The sequence below is a fragment of the Arthrobacter sp. StoSoilB22 genome, from assembly GCF_019977315.1.
Taxonomy (GTDB): domain Bacteria; phylum Actinomycetota; class Actinomycetes; order Actinomycetales; family Micrococcaceae; genus Arthrobacter.
Window position 1 is genome coordinate 3,312,296 of record NZ_AP024652.1, and the last position, 16,581, is coordinate 3,328,876.

Genomic DNA, 16,581 nt, shown 5'->3' on the forward strand with positions numbered 1-16,581 from the left:
GTGTTTCAATGAGTGCATGACAGATCACACAGCCGAGCAAGCAGAATGGGCAGCCGCCCTGCATGCCCACGGCCGGCGTGTGACAAAACAGCGGCTGGCAGTGCTCGCCGCAGTCCAGCACCATCCGCACTCCCCGGCAGAAGGCATTCTTGCCGCTGCCCGCACAGAGCTTCCTGAACTGACGGCGCAGTCCGTTTATGTTGTGCTCAGCGACCTCACGGACCTGCAGATGCTGCGCCGCTTTGAACCGCCGCACTCCCCTGCTCTATACGAGACCCGCGTGGGCGACAACCACCATCACGCCGTCTGTATCAGCTGCGGAAAGGTGGAGGACGTGGATTGCGCAGTGGGCCACGCACCGTGCCTCACCCCGCACTGGGATGAAAATTCCAAGCCCATGACCATCCAGATCGCAGACGTCCTCTACCAAGGCATCTGCCAGGATTGCCAGTCCAAACAACAGCTTCCCGTAACTTCCGTAACTCAGAAATAAGAAAAAGGAGAACAATGACTGCCATTTCAACAACTCAGTCAGGTGCCCCCGTTACGTCCGACGCGCACTCGAAGTCCGTCGGCGCTGACGGTGCCATCATCCTCACCGACCACTACCTGGTGGAAAAGCTCGCCCAGTTCAACCGCGAGCGGGTGCCGGAGCGCGTAGTGCACGCCAAGGGCGGCGGCGCTTTCGGTACGTTCAAGACCACCTCGGACGTTTCGGCCTACACCAAGGCAGCTTTCCTGCAGCCGGGCGTCGAGACGGACATGTTGATCCGTTTCTCCTCCGTCGCAGGCGAGAACGGTTCTCCCGATACCTGGCGCGACCCCCGCGGTTTCGCCGTGAAGTTCTACACCTCCGAGGGCAACTACGACCTCGTTGGCAACAACACCCCCGTCTTCTTCATCCGCGACGGCATCAAGTTCCCGGACTTTATCCACTCCCAGAAGCGCCTCCCGGGCAGCCACCTGCGTGACGCTGACATGCAGTGGGACTTCTGGACCCTCTCCCCCGAGTCCGCCCACCAGGTCACCTGGCTTATGGGCGACCGCGGCCTCCCGGCTTCCTGGCGTGAAATGCAGGGCTACGGCTCGCACACCTACCAGTGGATCAACGCCGCCGGCGAGCGTTTCTGGGTCAAGTACCACTTCAAGTCCAACCAGGGCGTCAAGACCATCACGGGCGACCAGGCCGAAGAACTCGCCGGTTCGGACGCGGACTTCTACATCCGCGACCTCCAGGAGAACATTGCCGATGGCAACTTCCCCTCCTGGGAACTGCACGTCCAGGTCATGCCGTACGAGGATGCCAAGACGTACCGCTTCAACCCGTTCGACCTCACCAAGGTGTGGCCGCACTCTGACTACCCGCTGATCCACGTGGGCACCATGGAGCTGAACAAGAACCCGGAGAACTACTTCGCGCAGATCGAGCAGGCCACCTTCGCGCCGTCGAACTTCGTACCGGGCATCGCCGCTTCCCCGGACAAGATGCTGCAGGCCCGCATCTTCTCCTACGCAGACGCACACCGCTACCGCGTGGGCACCAACCACGCTCAGATCCCGGTGAACCAGCCGAAGAACCAGGTCAACAACTACAGCCAGGACGGCCAGGGTCGTTTCCTGTTCAATTCCCCCTCCACCCCGGTGTACGCACCGAACTCGGTGGGTGGCCCGGCTGCTGTTGAGCCGACTTCACCGGCTGGCGGCTGGGAGAACGACGGCGAGCTCACCCTCTCCGCCCACACCCTGCACGCTGAGGACGACGACTTCGGCCAGGCCGGGACCCTGTACCGCGAGGTCTACGACGACGCCGCAAAGGCCCGCCTCCTGGACACCATCACCGGTGCTGTTGGCGGCGTGAAGAACGCCGACATCAAGGAACGCGCCATCCAGTACTGGACCAACGTCGACTCCGATCTTGGCGCCAAGCTCCGTGCCAACCTCGGTGCAGGCCAGACCGAGTCCGACGCCGAAGCAGCCAACAAGGTCTAAGCGTCTTTTGCTCTAGTGCTTTCCAGAACACCCCGCTGCGGATCTTCTCCGCGGCGGGGTGTTCTTTTGTTTTCCACATAGCCCACCCAGGCTATGGCTGGGCAGACGTTGCCGTCCCTAGGATCCTTCTATGACCACATTTGAAGGCATCCCTACCGCCGCATTCCGTTTCTACGCCGAGCTTGAAGAGAACAACAACCGTGAGTGGTGGCTGGAACACAAAACAACGTACGACGCCGAGGTGAAGCAACCGCTGGTATCGCTCCTTTCGGAGCTGGAGCCGGAGTTCGGGCCGGCAAAGATCTTTCGGCCGAACAGGGACGTCAGGTTTTCCCAGGACAAGTCCCCGTACAAGACAGCTCAAGGGGCTTTTGCTGCCGGGCAGGAGGGCGTGGGCTTCTATCTGCAGATCAGCGCCGACGGCCTGCTGATCGGCGGCGGCTACCACTCCCACACTCCGGCGCAACTGGCACGTTTCCGGGCTGCAGTGGACGCCCCTGAGAGCGGGTTGGAGCTCCAGAAGATTGTGGATGCGGTGGCGGCGGCAGGTTTCGCCATTGAAGGTGAGAGACTCAAGACCGTTCCGCGAGGTTTCGATAAGGACCATCCACGGGCCGAGCTTCTCAAGCACAAGTCCTTGTCAGCGGGCGTAGAGGTGGGCCAACCGGAGTGGGTGTCCACGTCCGCAGCCTGTCAAGAGATTGCTGCCCGGTGGGAAGTGCTGAGGCCGCTGGTTGAATGGGTGGGTGAGCATGCAGCGCCGTAGCCGAGGCGAGGCGGGCGCGAACCGATGCCGGCGCGAACCGATGCCGGCGCTGCTGCCGCCGCCACGCAAAAGCGCCCGGAAACCGATGGTTCGTAAACCGATGGTTCCCGGGCGCCTAGAGAGCTATTTAGACGACTGGTACAGCTGTATCAGGCAGCTGTCTGACAAGCTGCTCACATTGGTCTATACCTTGGTGAAGGTATCCTCGTCCTCGTCGCCCTTGCCCTGGCGGCCTTCCGGGCTGTTGTTGACAGAGGCCTTGGCTACAGCGAACTTCTCGTTCAGCCGCGAGTGGCGCTGGCCGTAAGCGAAGTAGATGCCCATGCCGATGACCAGCCAGATGGCGAAGAAGATCCAGGTTTCAACGGCGAGGTTGGTCATGAGGTAGAAGCAGAGTACTGCGGAGACCCAGGGCAGGACCTTGCCGAACGGGACACGGAAGGCAGGCTTCAGGTCCGGGCGCTTCTTGCGGAGCACCAGGATGCCCAGGCTCACCATCACGAACGCAGAGAGCGTCCCGATGTTGATCATTTCCTCCAGCAAGTCCACCTTGGTTACGCCAGCCACAATGGCCACTGCTGCGCCACAGATGATCTGCAGGCGGGCCGGCGTGGAGCGTTTGTCGCTGGTCTTGGAAAGAGAACGCGGCAGGAGTCCGTCGCGGCTCATAGCAAGGACCACACGGGACAGGCCCATGAGCAGCACCATAATCACGGTGGTCAGGCCCACCAGGGAGCCAAACGCGATGATCTTGGCAGCATCAGTGTTACCCACGGCCTCAAAAGCCGTGGTCAGGGTGGGGTTCTTCACCTCGGCCAATTGCGTGTAGGAAACCATTCCCGTCAGCGCCAGGGAGACCAAAATGTAGAGAAGCGTGACCACTGCGAGGCCACCGAAAATGCCGCGGGGAAGGGTCTTCTGCGGGTTCTTGACTTCCTCCGCAGAGGTTGCCACCACGTCAAAGCCGATGAAGGCAAAGAACACCAGGGCTGCACCGGCGAAGACGCCGAGGGTTCCATATTGGGCGGGAGCAGCGCCGGTGAGGAAGCCGAAGAAGGACTGCTTCATGACGTCAGCGGCGCCGGATTCGGTGGGCTCCGAGGCAGGAATGAACGGCGTGTAGTTGGAGAACTTCACGTAGCTGAAGCCAACAACGATCACGAAGAGCACCACGGCGATCTTGATCAGGGTGAAGATGTTGCCAACACGGGCGGACAACTTTGTCCCCAGCACCAGCAGGACCGTGAAGATCGCAACAATCAGGAAGGCACCCCAGTAGAGGTCAACACCAGCCACTTGGAATGACGGCGGCATCTCCACGCCCATCAGGCCGAAGACCGTACTGAGGTAGATGCCCCAGTACTTGGCGATCACGGCAGCGGCGGTGAAGAGTTCAAGGATGAGGTTCCAGCCGATGATCCAAGCCAGGACCTCGCCCATGGTGGCATAAGTGAAGACGTAGGCGGAGCCTGCAACGGGGATCGCCGTGGCGAACTCGGCGTAGCACATGATGGCCAAAGCACACGTGACAGCGGCAATGGCAAACGAGATGGTGACGGCCGGGCCGGCAAAGTTTGCAGCAGCCTTGGCACCGACGGAGAAGATACCGGCGCCGACAGCAACGGCGACGCCCATGATCATCAGGTCCCAGGTACTGAGGCTGCGCTTCAGCTTACGCCCGGGCTCATCGGCATCGGCGATCGACTGCTCGATCGACTTGGTCCTGAAAATGTTCATAAAAATGCCACATTCTGGATGGGAGTGGTATAGGACTCATCAAGAATAGTGTCCGGCCAATGGACGACCATATTTATCCCAGATAGTGAGACGGCTTGTGAAAGGCGAGGCCGGTGGGACTGATGTGACGGAGGTCCGGTAACCCCCGTCACACCAGCTATCTGGCCCTAGATGCTAGGCACATCCCAGTCCATGAGGGTGGAACGAATCAGGAATCGCTTGCCCTCGGGTGACTCAACCGAGAAACCACTGCCTCGGCCGTTGACGACATCCACGGTCAGGTGGGTGTGGGACCAGTAATTGAACTGTTCCTTGGACATCCAAAACTCGAGCGGCTGCGGCTCTCCTCCGGTGCCGATATCGAACCTGCCGAGGAGAACGTCGGAATCGCCTGTCACGAACTCCCCCGCCGGAAAGCACATAGGGGCGGATCCATCGCAGCAGCCACCGGACTGATGGAACATGAGCGGCCCGTGCTGCTTCCAGAGCCTGCGGAGCAGGTCCACGGACACCGCGGTGAGCGCCACCCGGGAGAAATTTTCCCCGGGTAGCGTCACCGCGGCTTCCACGCTGATGTTGTTCATCAGAACTTCAGGACCACTCGGCCGTCGATCTTGGCGTGCTTCATCTCGTCAAACACAGCGTTGACCTCGGAGAGTTCCCTGGTTGATACCGTCGGCTTGATCTTTCCCTGGGCATAGAACTCCAATGCTTCTTCAAGGTCCTGCCGCGTGCCCACAATGGAGCCCCGGACGGTCAGTCCCTTGAGGACGATCTCGAAGATCGGGGCAGGGAAGTCTCCCGGAGGCAAGCCGTTGAAGACGATGGTTCCACCACGCCGTGCCATGCCGATCGCCTGGCCGAATGCAGAGGGGTGGACTGCGGTCACCAAGACACCGTGGCAGCCGCCTGTTTCGCGCTGGATGACTTCCGCCGGATCCTCGTGCAAGGCATTGACCGTCAGTTCGGCGCCGTGCTCACGTGCCAGAGCCAGCTTGTCATCGGCAATGTCCACCGCGGCTACCCGCAGGCCCATGGCCACCGCGTACTGCACGGCGATGTGTCCCAGACCGCCGATGCCGGAGATGGTGACCCACTGGCCGGGCCTGGTCTCTGTCATCTTCAGGCCCTTGTACACAGTGACTCCAGCACACAGCACCGGAGCAACTTCAACGGGGTCCGAGCCCTCGGGAATCCGCGCCGCAAAGCGTGTATCCACCAGCATGTACTCCCCGAACGAGCCGTCCACGCTGTAGCCGCCGTTCTGCTGGGACTCGCACAGGGTTTCCCAGCCGGTCCGGCAGTACTGGCAGTCCCCGCAGGCAGACCACAACCAGGCATTCCCTACGAGGTCGCCCACGGCGACATCCGTGACGCCTTCCCCGAGGGCCACTACTTCTCCCACACCTTCATGGCCTGGGATAAACGGTGGCGTCGGCTTGACCGGCCAGTCGCCTTCGGCGGCGTGCAGGTCGGTATGACATACCCCCGACGTTATGAGACGGACCAGCGCCTGGCCTGGCCCCGGCGTCGGGCGTTCAACATCCTTGACCGTAAGGTCGGTTCCGAATTCCGTAACTACTGCAGCTCGCATGGTTGTAGTCATTGACGATCTCCTTTGATCTATACGAATAGTGGAAGTTTTTGTACAGCTGATGCCCCTAAGAACGCTCAATAAGGGCATCTGCTGTACAAAAACTCTTAGAAGAAGCCCAGCTTGTTCTCGTTGTAGCTGACCAGGAGGTTCTTGGTCTGCTGGTAGTGGTCCAGCATCATGGCGTGGTTCTCACGGCCAATACCTGAGGACTTGTAGCCGCCGAAAGCGGCACCTGCCGGGTAGGCGTGGTAGTTGTTGACCCACACACGGCCGGCCTGGATTTCCCGGCCTGCGCGGTAGGCCACGTTTCCGTTGCGCGACCAGACACCGGCGCCCAGTCCGTAGAGGGTGTCGTTGGCGATGCCGATTGCGTCGTTGTAGTCGCTGAACTTGGTGACGGACACTACCGGGCCGAAGATCTCCTCCTGGAAGATCCGCATCCGGTTATGGCCTTCGAAAATGGTGGGCTGGACGTAGTAGCCGCCGGCCAGGTCGCCTGACAGCTCCGCCCGGGCGCCTCCGGTGAGCAGCTTGGCACCCTCCTGCTTTCCGATATCGATGTAGGACAGGATCTTCTCCAGCTGGTCATTGGATGCTTGGGCTCCAACCTGGGTCTCGGTGTCCAACGGGTTGCCCTGGATGATCTTGTTGGTCCGGGCCACGACGTCCGTCATGAACGAGTCGTAGATGCCCTCCTGGACCAGTGCCCGTGAGGGGCAGGTGCAGACTTCGCCTTGGTTGAAGGCAAAAAGCGTGAAGCCTTCCTGGGCTTTGTCGTAGAAAGCATCGTTCTGGTCAGCGACGTCGTCGAAGAAGATGTTAGGGCTCTTGCCGCCCAGTTCCAGGGTGACCGGGATGAGGTTGTTGGAGGCGTACTGGCTGATCAGCCGGCCCGTGGTGGTCTCGCCGGTGAAGGCGATCTTACGGATCCGCGAGCTGGAGGCGAGCGGCTTGCCGGCTTCAACGCCGAAACCGTTCACCACGTTCACCACACCGGCCGGGAGGAGATCACCGATGAGTTCCATGAGAACCAGGATGGACGTGGGCGTCTGCTCAGCTGGCTTGAGCACCACGGCGTTGCCCGCTGCCAGCGCCGGCGCCAGCTTCCAGACTGCCATGAGGATGGGGAAGTTCCACGGGATGATCTGGCCAACAACGCCCAGCGGCTCCTTGAAGTGGTATGCGGTGGTGTCCTCATCCAGCTGTGAAAGGTGGCCTTCCTGCGCACGCACGGCGGAGGCGAAGTAGCGGAAGTGGTCCGCCGCCAACGGGATGTCAGCGTTCAGGGTTTCGCGGACGGGCTTGCCGTTGTCCCACGTTTCCGCGACCGCGAGGAGCTCCACGTTCTCGTCAATGCGATCGGCAATCTTGTTCAGGATGGCTGCGCGCTCGGTGGCGGAGGTCTTGCCCCAGGACGGTGCAACCTTGTGGGCGGCGTCCAACGCCAGCTCGATGTCCTCGGAGGTGCCGCGGGCAACTTCGCAGAAGGCCTTGCCCGTGACAGGGGTGATGTTCTCAAAGTAGGCGCCCTTGACCGGGGCAACCCATTCGCCGCCGATCCAGTTTTCGTAGCGGTCCTTGAAGGTGACCTTCGAACCCTCGGCACCCGGCTGTGCGTAAACAGTCATTGCTAGCTCCTTTGCTGCGAATCACGGTGGCTGTCGCCATTGATTCGAGCCTAAGAGCCGGGGGGTTGCAGCTACGTTGCAACCCTGTGATTCAGCTCACGGTGTCAGTTCCGTTTCGATCCGCTCCAGATCAGCAACGACGGCGGCACGCTTGGGTGAGCGCGGCGGCAGCAGCTTCAACACGGCTAGGCGGAGGTCGACGTCGTACTTCGCCTCGGGCAGCTCAGCGTACTTGAGGAGCGAATCAACGCTGCCGTCGCTGAGCAGCGCTTCGCGCAGCAGGTGCGAAACCCGCTCGCGCAACTGCACGACGCCGGGCGCCTCCGAACGTGGCAAGAGCGCACCTTTGTAGATTTCCAAGGCGATGCGGTGGGCGCCGCGCTGAAGGCAGCTAAGCACCTGGCCGGAATCGGGCAAGAGCTCAACCGGCAGACGGTAAGGACGGGACCCGGGGACCGCGTCCGGGCTGAGCTCTTGGATGACCTTGCGAAGCCGCACCATCTCCGCGCGAAGGGTCACCGCAGAGCCATCCCCCGGATACAGCTGCGTGCAGAGGTCTTCAGCACTGAGTCCGGCGGGCTGGCTGCTGAGGATGGCCAGGATTTCGCTGTGCCGGGCAGAGAGGGAAACCGTCCGCCCATCGATGCTGAGCAAGGCCTGGTCACGGCCCAACAGCTGCAGGCTGTTCCGGTACAGCGCGTGGCTAGAGGCGGCAGCCGCGCTCCGGCGTCGAGGTTTGTCCTTGACCGCTGCGGCAAGCTGAAGACGCTCGATCCGCAACTGGGCCTGAGCGGCAGCAACTGTCGCCTCCACCAGGGAAAGGGTGTGCGCCGCCACGGCAGTCTCAGTGCCCGTGATATCCACAACGCCCAGCACAGCACCCGAATCGGGATCGTGGAAGGGAACAGCAGTGCAACTCCACGGATGAACGGAGCGCTTGAAGTGCTCCGCGCCCGAAATCTGGATACTGCGGTCCAAAGCAAGTGCGGTGCCGGGTGCGCTGGTGCCCACGGAGGCCTCGGACCAGTCAGCACCGGCCACGAACATCATGCCCTCAGCGCGGCGCTGCATCACCGGATCACCATCCACCCACAGAAGCCGGCCGACGTCGTCACCCACCGCCACCAGCAGGCCACTGTCATGGCTGGGCTGAACCAGAAGCTTCTTGATGACGGGCATGATGGTGGCCAAGGGATGCTGCCGGCGGTACTCCTCCAGCTCATCCTGGTCCATCGCGAGGGGCGCCTCGGGGACGTCCGGATTGGCCTGCAGGTTTGCCGAACGCTGCCAGGATTCACGGACCAAGCGCCGCAACCCGGCCATGTCCTCAGGCACCCCAAGACGCAAAGAATCCAAGCGCTCATGGCCAACCAAGGCACGCTTCTGCAGCAGCTCCGCGGCATCGCTGCCGGGAACCGGCGGATGGACTGGATTCCTCATCGAACTCCCTGATAGTCCGCAACAACAGTGCGCTGCACGTGTGGTGGGCGGGACAGTACCCAGCAGTCTAGTTCCAGGGCTGGAGTTTTTGTACAGCTAAGGCCCCCAAAGTGGTCGAATGAGGGCATCAGCTGTACAAAAACTCCCTCGTCAGCCGCGGGAGATCCGGATCATTTCCTCGCGGGGAACAACCTTGATGCGCTCACGGACTACGCCATTGCCATCTCCGTCACTGCCGGTCCACGCAGCACCCAGGGCGGCCTCGTGGGCATCCAGCCTGTTCCAGCCCTCCCACGTGGTGTACTCCACCCCGCGTTCTTCAAGGAGGTCGATGATCGCTTGCGGGTCCGGGTTTTCCGCCGGGGGCAGATTGAGCCTGTCCTCCAGGAGGAAGCCGATAGTCTCCAAAGCATCACCCTTGGTGTGTCCGATCAGCCCCACCGGTCCGCGCTTGATCCAGCCAGTGGCGTAGATCCCCGGCACCGGGTTGCCATCGGAATCCAGGACGCGACCGCCGTCGTTCGGTATGACGCCGCGGCGGGCGTCGTACTCCAGCTCTTCCAACGGCGAACCGTGGTAGCCGATTGCCCGGTAGACCGATTGGACAGGGTATTGAATGAACTCCCCGGTTCCCTTGACGTTACCCGCGCCATCCAACTGCATGCGTTCGAACTTGATCCCGGAGACCTTGCCGGGCGTCTCAGGTGAGTCGAGTATCTCCACGGGACTGTGCAGGAAGTGCAAGTGCAGGCGGCGGGAGGAAGGCTGCTCCGATTCTGCGTGCTCCTCCACCAGCCAGTTGGTCATGGTGTTGACCATGGTCTTGATTTGGTTGTTGGTCTTGATCGCTTCATCGGAGGCCTCATCAAATTCGAAGTCCTCCGGGTACAGGACTATGTCCACGTCCTTGCAGTGGGACAACTCGCGAAGCTCCAACGGCGTGAACTTCACCTGGGCCGGACCGCGGCGGCCGAACACATGGACGTCGGTCACCGGCGACTTTTTCAGCCCGGCGTAGACATTGTCCGGGATCTCCGTGACCAGGAGTTCCTCAGGGTGCTTGACCAGCATCCGGGCCACATCCAAAGCCACGTTGCCATTGCCGATCACGGCGATCTCCTTGGCATCAAGCGGCCAGTCGCGGGGAACGTCCGGGTGTCCGTCGTACCAGGACACGAAGTCAGCGCCCCCGAAAGAACCCTCCATACCGACGCCCGGGATGTTCAGGTCTGCGTCCTTGATGGCACCGGTGGAGAAAATCACGGCGTCGTAGAAAGCACGGAAATCGTGGAGCGTGAGGTCCTTGCCGTAGGTCACGTTACCCAGGAAACGGATGTCGCCGCGGTCCAGGACCTTGTGCAGTGCGTTGACGATGCCCTTGATCCGGGGGTGGTCCGGGGCCACCCCGTAGCGGATCAGCCCGTAGGGCGCCGGATATGCCTCGAAGAGATCAATGCTGACCTCCACCTGCCCGTCCTTGACCTCATTGGATTTGGTCAGGATGTCCGCGGCGTACACACCTGCGGGTCCCGCGCCGACGATCGCGACGCGAAGCGGACGATTGGGGGTTGTTGCGGCTGAGTTGGACACCGTTAGCCCTTCCGAAGCAGTGAGCCACGCCATTGTGTGGGGCGCGCAGATTCCAATTCTAGATGTCCACCCCACACCGGGCCGTCTATATGGCAGGAGTCACAGAAATTAGTAAAGATTGCGGAATATTGCGGGGGGAGGTGGCGTTGGCGTCATTGTGTCGACTCCGGATCAGATAGCTGCCAACCCACCCTCTTCAAACCAGCCAACGACGGCGACCGTCGGCGGCGGCGTTGGTGGTACCGGCGGTTCCGGTAAAGCGGGCGGCAAGCCCATGAGGAGCGAGTCGACCGCGGGAATCCTGTTCGGCATCGGCGCTTACGGCCTGTGGGGCCTGCTTCCGCTGTACTTCTTTGTCCTGATGCCGGCCAGCGCCATCGAGATCGTCGCCAACCGGATCGTGTGGTCCTTGATCTTCTGTGCCCTGCTCATCACCATCACCCGGGCCTGGCGGGTTTTCGGCGCTGCGGTTAAGGACCGCACTGTGTTCGGCCCGTTAGCCTTGGCTGCTGTGCTGATTGCCATCAACTGGCTTACATATACCTTTGGTGTCACCACCGGGCACGCCGTTGAGACGTCTCTGGGCTATTTCATCAACCCGTTGGTTTCGGTGTTGCTCGGCGTTTTCGTCCTGAAGGAGAAGCTGCGTCCCCTGCAGTGGGCAGCTGTGGGCATCGGGTTCGTAGCCGTTGGGGTGCTGACGTTCTCCTACGGGCAGCTTCCCTGGATCGCCTTGATCCTCGCGTTCAGCTTTGGCCTCTACGGCTTCGTCAAGAAGCGCGTAGGACCCAAGGTTGACGCCCTCACCAGCCTTAGCGTCGAGACCGTGGTGTTGGCTCCCCTCGCCGGTATCACCATGGTTGTCCTGGGCGTGACGGGCGCTGCAACGCTCACCACCCAAGGCGCCGGCCACTTCTGGTTGCTGGTGGCCTCGGGCGTGATCACCGCCGTGCCGCTGCTCTTCTTCGGTGCCTCCGCACGCCGCCTGCCCATGACCACCATCGGGCTGCTGCAGTACTTTGCCCCGGTCCTTCAGTTCATTGTGGCGCTGACGGTGTTCCACGAAACCATGACCACGGCCCGCTGGATCGGTTTCTGCGTGGTGTGGTTGGCGCTGGTCCTGCTGACAGTGGACATGCTCCGGACCACGCGCAAGAACTCCGTCATGAAAAAGCAGGCCCGACGCGAGGCAACGGCCGCCGCGTAGCCCGGAGCCGCCGTCGAGTCCGCGGGAAAGGTGCGAGACCGCGGGATAAGACCGGCGAACTCGGCACATTCCCGCGAACTCAGCGGAAACCAAAAAGCAGGGCCGGATCCACGAAGGATCCGGCCCTGCTTGTGGGTAAAACTTACGCGTGAGCCTTGATGGCGTTCGCGAGAACCTCCAGGCCGTCAATCAGCAGTTCGTCGCTGATGACCAGCGGCGGGAGCAGGCGGATGACGTTGCCGTAGGTACCGCAAGTCAGGATCACGACGCCTTCTTTGAGGCAAGCAGCCGCAACAGCCTTGGTGAGCTCGGCGTTGGGTTCCTTGGATCCGGCCTGAACCAGTTCGATGGCCAGCATGGCGCCACGGCCACGGATGTCGCCAACCACGGAAACTTCGTCAGCCAGTTCGCGGAGCTTGCCCAGGGCGAGCTCTTCGATGTGGCGGGCGCGGCCGTTGAGGTCGTGCTGCTCCATGGTGTCGATGGCTGCGAGTGCTGCGGCGCAGGCAACCGGGTTGCCACCGTAGGTGCCGCCGAGGCCGCCGGGGTGAACGGCGTCGAGGAGGTCGGCGCGGCCGGTGATGGCCGAGAGCGGAAGGCCGCCGGCGATGCCCTTGGCCATGGTGATGATGTCCGGGACAACACCTTCGTGGTCAACGGCGAACCACTCGCCCGTGCGGCAGAAGCCGGACTGGACCTCGTCAGCGATGAAGACGATGCCCTTTTCCTTGGCCCATGCGGACAGTGCCGGGAGGAAGCCTTCGGCCGGAACAATGAAGCCACCTTCGCCCTGGATGGGTTCGATGATGATCGCGGCAACCTGGTCGCCACCGATCTGCTTCTCGATCATGGTGATGGCACGCTTGGCAGCCTCGGCACCGGTGATTTCCGGGTTCTCTTCACGGAACGGGTAGCTCATGGGCATGCGGTAGACCTCGGGCGCGAACGGGCCGAAGTTGGTCTTGTACGGCATGGCCTTGGCAGTCAGTGCCATGGTCAGGTTGGTGCGGCCGTGGTAGGCGTGGTCGAAGGCTACGACCGCGTCGCGGCCGGTGGCCAGGCGGGCAACCTTGACGGCGTTTTCGACGGCTTCAGCGCCGGAGTTGAACAGCACGGTGCGCTTGGCGTGGTCGCCCGGGGTGAGGCGGTTGAGCTGCTCGGCAACTGCAACGTAGCCCTCGTACGGGGTCACCATGAAGCAGGTGTGGGTGAAGTGCGTGGCAGCTTCCTGGACAGCGGCGACGACGGCGGGATCGGACGCGCCGACGCTGGTCACGGCGATGCCTGAGCCGAGGTCAATGAAGGAGTTGCCGTCGACGTCGCGGATGATTCCGCCGTCGGCGTCTTCAACGTAGACAGGGACGCCGGACGCAACTCCGGCAGCAACGACGGCGGCGCGACGCTCGGCAAGTGCCTGCGACTTGGGGCCGGGGAAGGTGCCGTTGATGTTGCGCTTCTGCTCGATGCGGTACGAGAGCTCGTTCGCGGTGGTGGTCATGGGGTGGTTGCCTTTCTGGGAAATTCGTACGGGTTACGCGGCTGCGCTATGCAGCCGGGTTATGCATCGAGTGCGGACATGACGTGCTTGATGCGCGTGTAGTCCTCAACGCCGTACATGGAGAGGTCCTTGCCGTAGCCGGACTGCTTGAAGCCACCGTGCGGCATCTCTGCCGTCAGGAGGATGTGGGTGTTGATCCAGACTGCACCGAAGTCAAGGTCGCGGCTCATGCGCATGGCCGTGCCGTGGTCGGTGGTCCAGACGCTGGACGCCAGGGCGTATTCGACGTCGTTGGCCAGCTCCAGCGCTTCTTCTTCCGAGCTGAACTTTTGGACAGTGATGACCGGGCCGAAGGTCTCCTTCTGCACAATGTCATCGGTCTGCTTGGCGCCGGAGATGATGGTGGGTTCGAAGAAGAAGCCCTTCTCCCCTGCCCGGTGGCCGCCGGTCTCGATCTTGCAGTTGGCCGGCAGGTTCTCCACCACGGACGTGACCGCGTTGAAGTGGTTCACGTTGTTGAGCGGGCCGAAGTAGTTGTCTTCGTCGTTCTGCGAACCGGTGTGCAAGGTCTTGGTGTGTTCGACCATGGCTGCCACGACGTCGTCGTGAACGGAGTCTTCCACCAGAACGCGGGTGATGGCCGTGCAGTCCTGGCCGGCGTTGAAGAAAGCGAACTCGGCGATGGCCGCGGCGCTCTTCTTGATGTCTGCGTCCTTGAACACAATGGCCGGAGCCTTGCCGCCAAGTTCCAGGTGGGCACGCTTGAGGCCCTTGGCTGCGCCGCTTGCCACGGCGATGCCTGCGCGGACGGAGCCGGTGATGGAAACCAGCCCGGGGACCTTGTGGTCAACCATCATGGCGCCGGTTTCGCCGGTGCCGAGGACAACGTTGAGGACACCGGCCGGGAAGATCTCCCCGGCGAGACGTGCCAATACGAGGGTGGACTCAGGAGTGGTGTCCGAGGGCTTCAGGACCACGGTGTTGCCTGCGGCCAGCGCGGGGCCGATCTTCCAGATAGCCATGAGGAACGGGTAGTTCCACGGAGCAACCTGGGCTACCACGCCGATCGGTTCGCGGCGTACGTAGGAGGTGTGGCCCTCGAAGTACTCGCCCGCGGACTTGCCTTCCATGATGCGGGCAGCACCGGCGAAGAAGCGGAGCTGGTCTGCGCCGGCGGCAACTTCCTCTGAGGCGATCAGGGAGCGGACCTGGCCGGTGTTGCGGTGCTGGGCTTCGACCAGTTCGTCGCTGTTGGCCTCCACGGCGTCGGCGAGCTTGAGGAGCATCAGCTGGCGCTGGCCCGGGGTGGCCTTCTTCCAGGACTTGAAGGCCTGGTTGGCCGCAGTCATGGCGGCGTCCACGTCTTCCTGCACTGAAATCGGCGACTTGGCAACGATGTCCCCGGTGGCGGGGTTCACGATGTCCAGAAGACCCGTACCTGCCGGCGTAACGAATTCGCCGTTGATGAAGTTCTGCAAGGTTTGAACCACGGTGTGCAACCCTCTTTCGGAGTCTGGGCATGGGTTTAGCTGATCAGAGCCTATGCCAGGGAGGTGGACCAAGGAATAGCCAGCTGCACACACAAGAACCCTCCGCTTAGTGCGCTTGACCAGTGCCGGGTTACGCTTTAAAGCATGGCAATGTCCCTCGCTTCGCTCGTCGCTGTCCCCTCCCTGAAACTCCGCCAGGCCGGCCTTGCCGAAACTACCTGGAACCAGGACATCAGCTGGGTTGCCGTGACAGAACTGGAAGATCCCCAGCGCTTCCTCAGCGGCGGCGAATTGGTCCTTACCACCGGGCTCCGCCTCAAGAGCGCCGCGGACCAGCGGCGGTTCGTTCGTCAGGCCCAGCGCGCCGGCGCGGTGGGGATCGGCTTCGGCATCGGCCTCACCCACGAGTCCGTTCCGGAAGCACTCATCGCCGAAGCCAACCGCTGGGGTTTACCGCTGGTGGAAGTCCCCTACGAGACCCCCTTCATAGCCATCGGCAAACTGGTGGCGGAATCGCATTCGGCTGACCACTACTCCAACTTGGAGCGACTCCTTGCCGGGCACCAGATCCTGGCACGCTCGCTCCTCACCGGCGGCGGCCTGAACGAGCTCCTCAAACAATTGGGCAGCATGCTCCGCACCGACGTAGTGCTCACCCAGTTCAGCGCGCAGCTTTACAACAGCATGGCTGGGAAACCGGCCCCGACGGCGGACGGCTGGGCTTCATATCCGATTCCCACCGGCCGCAGGGATGCCTGCACGCTGTGGCTTAGGCAGCCTTTTGTGGACTCCGGGATAGTCAGCTACGCGCAGAACCTCATCAGCGTTGAGCTCAACAACATGGTCAAGCAGCGCCAGTCCCAGCGCGCCATGGCCGGGCAAGTGCTGGACGACGTTATCCACGGCACCCTGGAGAGCATCGAGGCCGCCCGGCGCCTGGCTGGAGTGGGCATCAACAGCACCAGGAAGAACGTGGTGCTCGTGGCGGAGTCCACAGCACACCACAAGCAGCTGGTCAGCATTTCCCTGCCCCAGGCGCTGGAAGCCGGCGTGAGCGCCGTCGTCGGGAAGGACCTGGTCACGGTCATCAACGACGACGGCAGCTCGGCCACCGCTTTGGCCAAAAGCCTCAGTGATCATTTGCAGGAGGCCGGAATCCACGCCGTGATCGGCATCGGCGGTGCCTACACGAAGCCAAACGGCCTGCGCTGGAGCTACTTTGAAGCGCGCGACGCCGTGGCGCACGGCTTGCCGGTCAACGAACCCGAACGGCTGAGCCTGACGTCGCTGTTGCTCGCCAGCGAGGATGTTCCGCTGGCTGATATGGCCAGTGAGTCCCTCACCCCGCTGCGGAAATTCGACGCCGCCCACGGCGCCGAACTGGTGGCCACTCTGGAAAGCTATCTGAACCACAACGGATCAGTGGCTGCCGTGGCCGAGGCCCTGACGCTGCACCGCAACACGGTGCGCTACCGTCTGGCCCAAATCACGGAGCTGACTGGCTACGACCCCTCCCAGACGCAGGACCGCGTGCAACTGTGGTTGGCTCTGGCCGTCCAGCGCCTGGGTTCGCGCAACCCGCGGTAGTCCCCTCTGTAGTGAGCGTGGAGAGGTTCGCCACAAAACTCTAGACATTAGA

General features: G+C 62.3%; 13 protein-coding genes. 5 read left to right on the forward strand and 8 right to left on the reverse strand.

The window, feature by feature from the left end:
* Nucleotides 1–16 precede the first annotated feature (16 nt).
* The 3 genes from LDN70_RS15465 to LDN70_RS15475 all read left to right on the forward strand — a co-directional run bounded on the left by LDN70_RS15465 (nt 17) and on the right by LDN70_RS15475 (nt 2,755).
* On the forward strand, nt 17–493 hold the full coding sequence (locus LDN70_RS15465; protein WP_142938282.1) for a Fur family transcriptional regulator: 477 nt from the start codon (nt 17–19) through the stop codon (nt 491–493).
* 14 nt (nt 494–507) lie between these two features.
* Nucleotides 508–1,989, forward strand: a complete 1,482-nt coding sequence (locus LDN70_RS15470) for a catalase (protein ID WP_223940687.1) — start codon at nt 508–510, stop codon at nt 1,987–1,989.
* A 130-nt stretch (nt 1,990–2,119) separates the two neighbouring features.
* Nucleotides 2,120–2,755 (forward strand): DUF2461 domain-containing protein, encoded by a 636-nt coding sequence (locus LDN70_RS15475; protein WP_223940688.1) that lies wholly within the window; start codon nt 2,120–2,122, stop codon nt 2,753–2,755.
* Between the two features lie 183 nt (nt 2,756–2,938).
* Here LDN70_RS15475 and LDN70_RS15480 read toward each other — a convergent pair whose 3' ends face one another.
* The 6 genes from LDN70_RS15480 to LDN70_RS15505 all read right to left on the reverse strand — a co-directional run bounded on the left by LDN70_RS15480 (nt 2,939) and on the right by LDN70_RS15505 (nt 10,780).
* Complete coding sequence (locus LDN70_RS15480; RefSeq protein ID WP_223940689.1) at nt 2,939–4,492, reverse strand: amino acid permease; 1,554 nt, start codon at nt 4,490–4,492, stop codon at nt 2,939–2,941.
* A 167-nt stretch (nt 4,493–4,659) separates the two neighbouring features.
* The gene (locus tag LDN70_RS15485; protein WP_223940690.1) at nt 4,660–5,076 is read right to left on the reverse strand and encodes a DUF779 domain-containing protein; all 417 of its coding nucleotides are present in this window, start codon (nt 5,074–5,076) and stop codon (nt 4,660–4,662) included.
* On the reverse strand, nt 5,076–6,098 hold the full coding sequence (adhP, locus tag LDN70_RS15490; protein ID WP_187697113.1) for an alcohol dehydrogenase AdhP: 1,023 nt from the start codon (nt 6,096–6,098) through the stop codon (nt 5,076–5,078). Before adhP ends, LDN70_RS15485 begins: the two co-directional genes overlap by 1 nt.
* 95 nt (nt 6,099–6,193) lie before the next feature.
* Entirely contained in the window at nt 6,194–7,717 is a 1,524-nt protein-coding gene (exaC, locus tag LDN70_RS15495) for an acetaldehyde dehydrogenase ExaC (protein ID WP_223940691.1), read from the reverse strand.
* A gap of 96 nt (nt 7,718–7,813) precedes the next feature.
* On the reverse strand, nt 7,814–9,157 hold the full coding sequence (locus tag LDN70_RS15500) for a GAF domain-containing protein (RefSeq protein WP_223940692.1): 1,344 nt from the start codon (nt 9,155–9,157) through the stop codon (nt 7,814–7,816).
* Nucleotides 9,158–9,307: 150 nt separating this feature from the next.
* Nucleotides 9,308–10,780, reverse strand: a complete 1,473-nt coding sequence (locus LDN70_RS15505) for an FAD-dependent oxidoreductase (protein WP_464093342.1) — start codon at nt 10,778–10,780, stop codon at nt 9,308–9,310.
* A gap of 85 nt (nt 10,781–10,865) precedes the next feature.
* Here LDN70_RS15505 and rarD point away from each other — a divergent pair, with 85 nt between their 5' ends.
* Nucleotides 10,866–11,954, forward strand: a complete 1,089-nt coding sequence (gene rarD, locus LDN70_RS15510) for an EamA family transporter RarD (RefSeq protein WP_223940694.1) — start codon at nt 10,866–10,868, stop codon at nt 11,952–11,954.
* A gap of 142 nt (nt 11,955–12,096) precedes the next feature.
* Here rarD and gabT read toward each other — a convergent pair whose 3' ends face one another.
* Nucleotides 12,097–13,452, reverse strand: coding sequence for a 4-aminobutyrate--2-oxoglutarate transaminase (gene gabT / locus LDN70_RS15515; RefSeq protein ID WP_166839810.1), 1,356 nt, complete (start codon nt 13,450–13,452; stop codon nt 12,097–12,099).
* Between the two features lie 59 nt (nt 13,453–13,511).
* Nucleotides 13,512–14,942, reverse strand: coding sequence for a gamma-aminobutyraldehyde dehydrogenase (locus LDN70_RS15520; RefSeq protein ID WP_142938273.1), 1,431 nt, complete (start codon nt 14,940–14,942; stop codon nt 13,512–13,514).
* A gap of 144 nt (nt 14,943–15,086) precedes the next feature.
* On the opposite strand from LDN70_RS15520, the gene LDN70_RS15525 reads away from it, so the two are divergent.
* On the forward strand, nt 15,087–16,529 hold the full coding sequence (locus LDN70_RS15525) for a PucR family transcriptional regulator (protein WP_223940695.1): 1,443 nt from the start codon (nt 15,087–15,089) through the stop codon (nt 16,527–16,529).
* Nucleotides 16,530–16,581 lie beyond the last annotated feature (52 nt).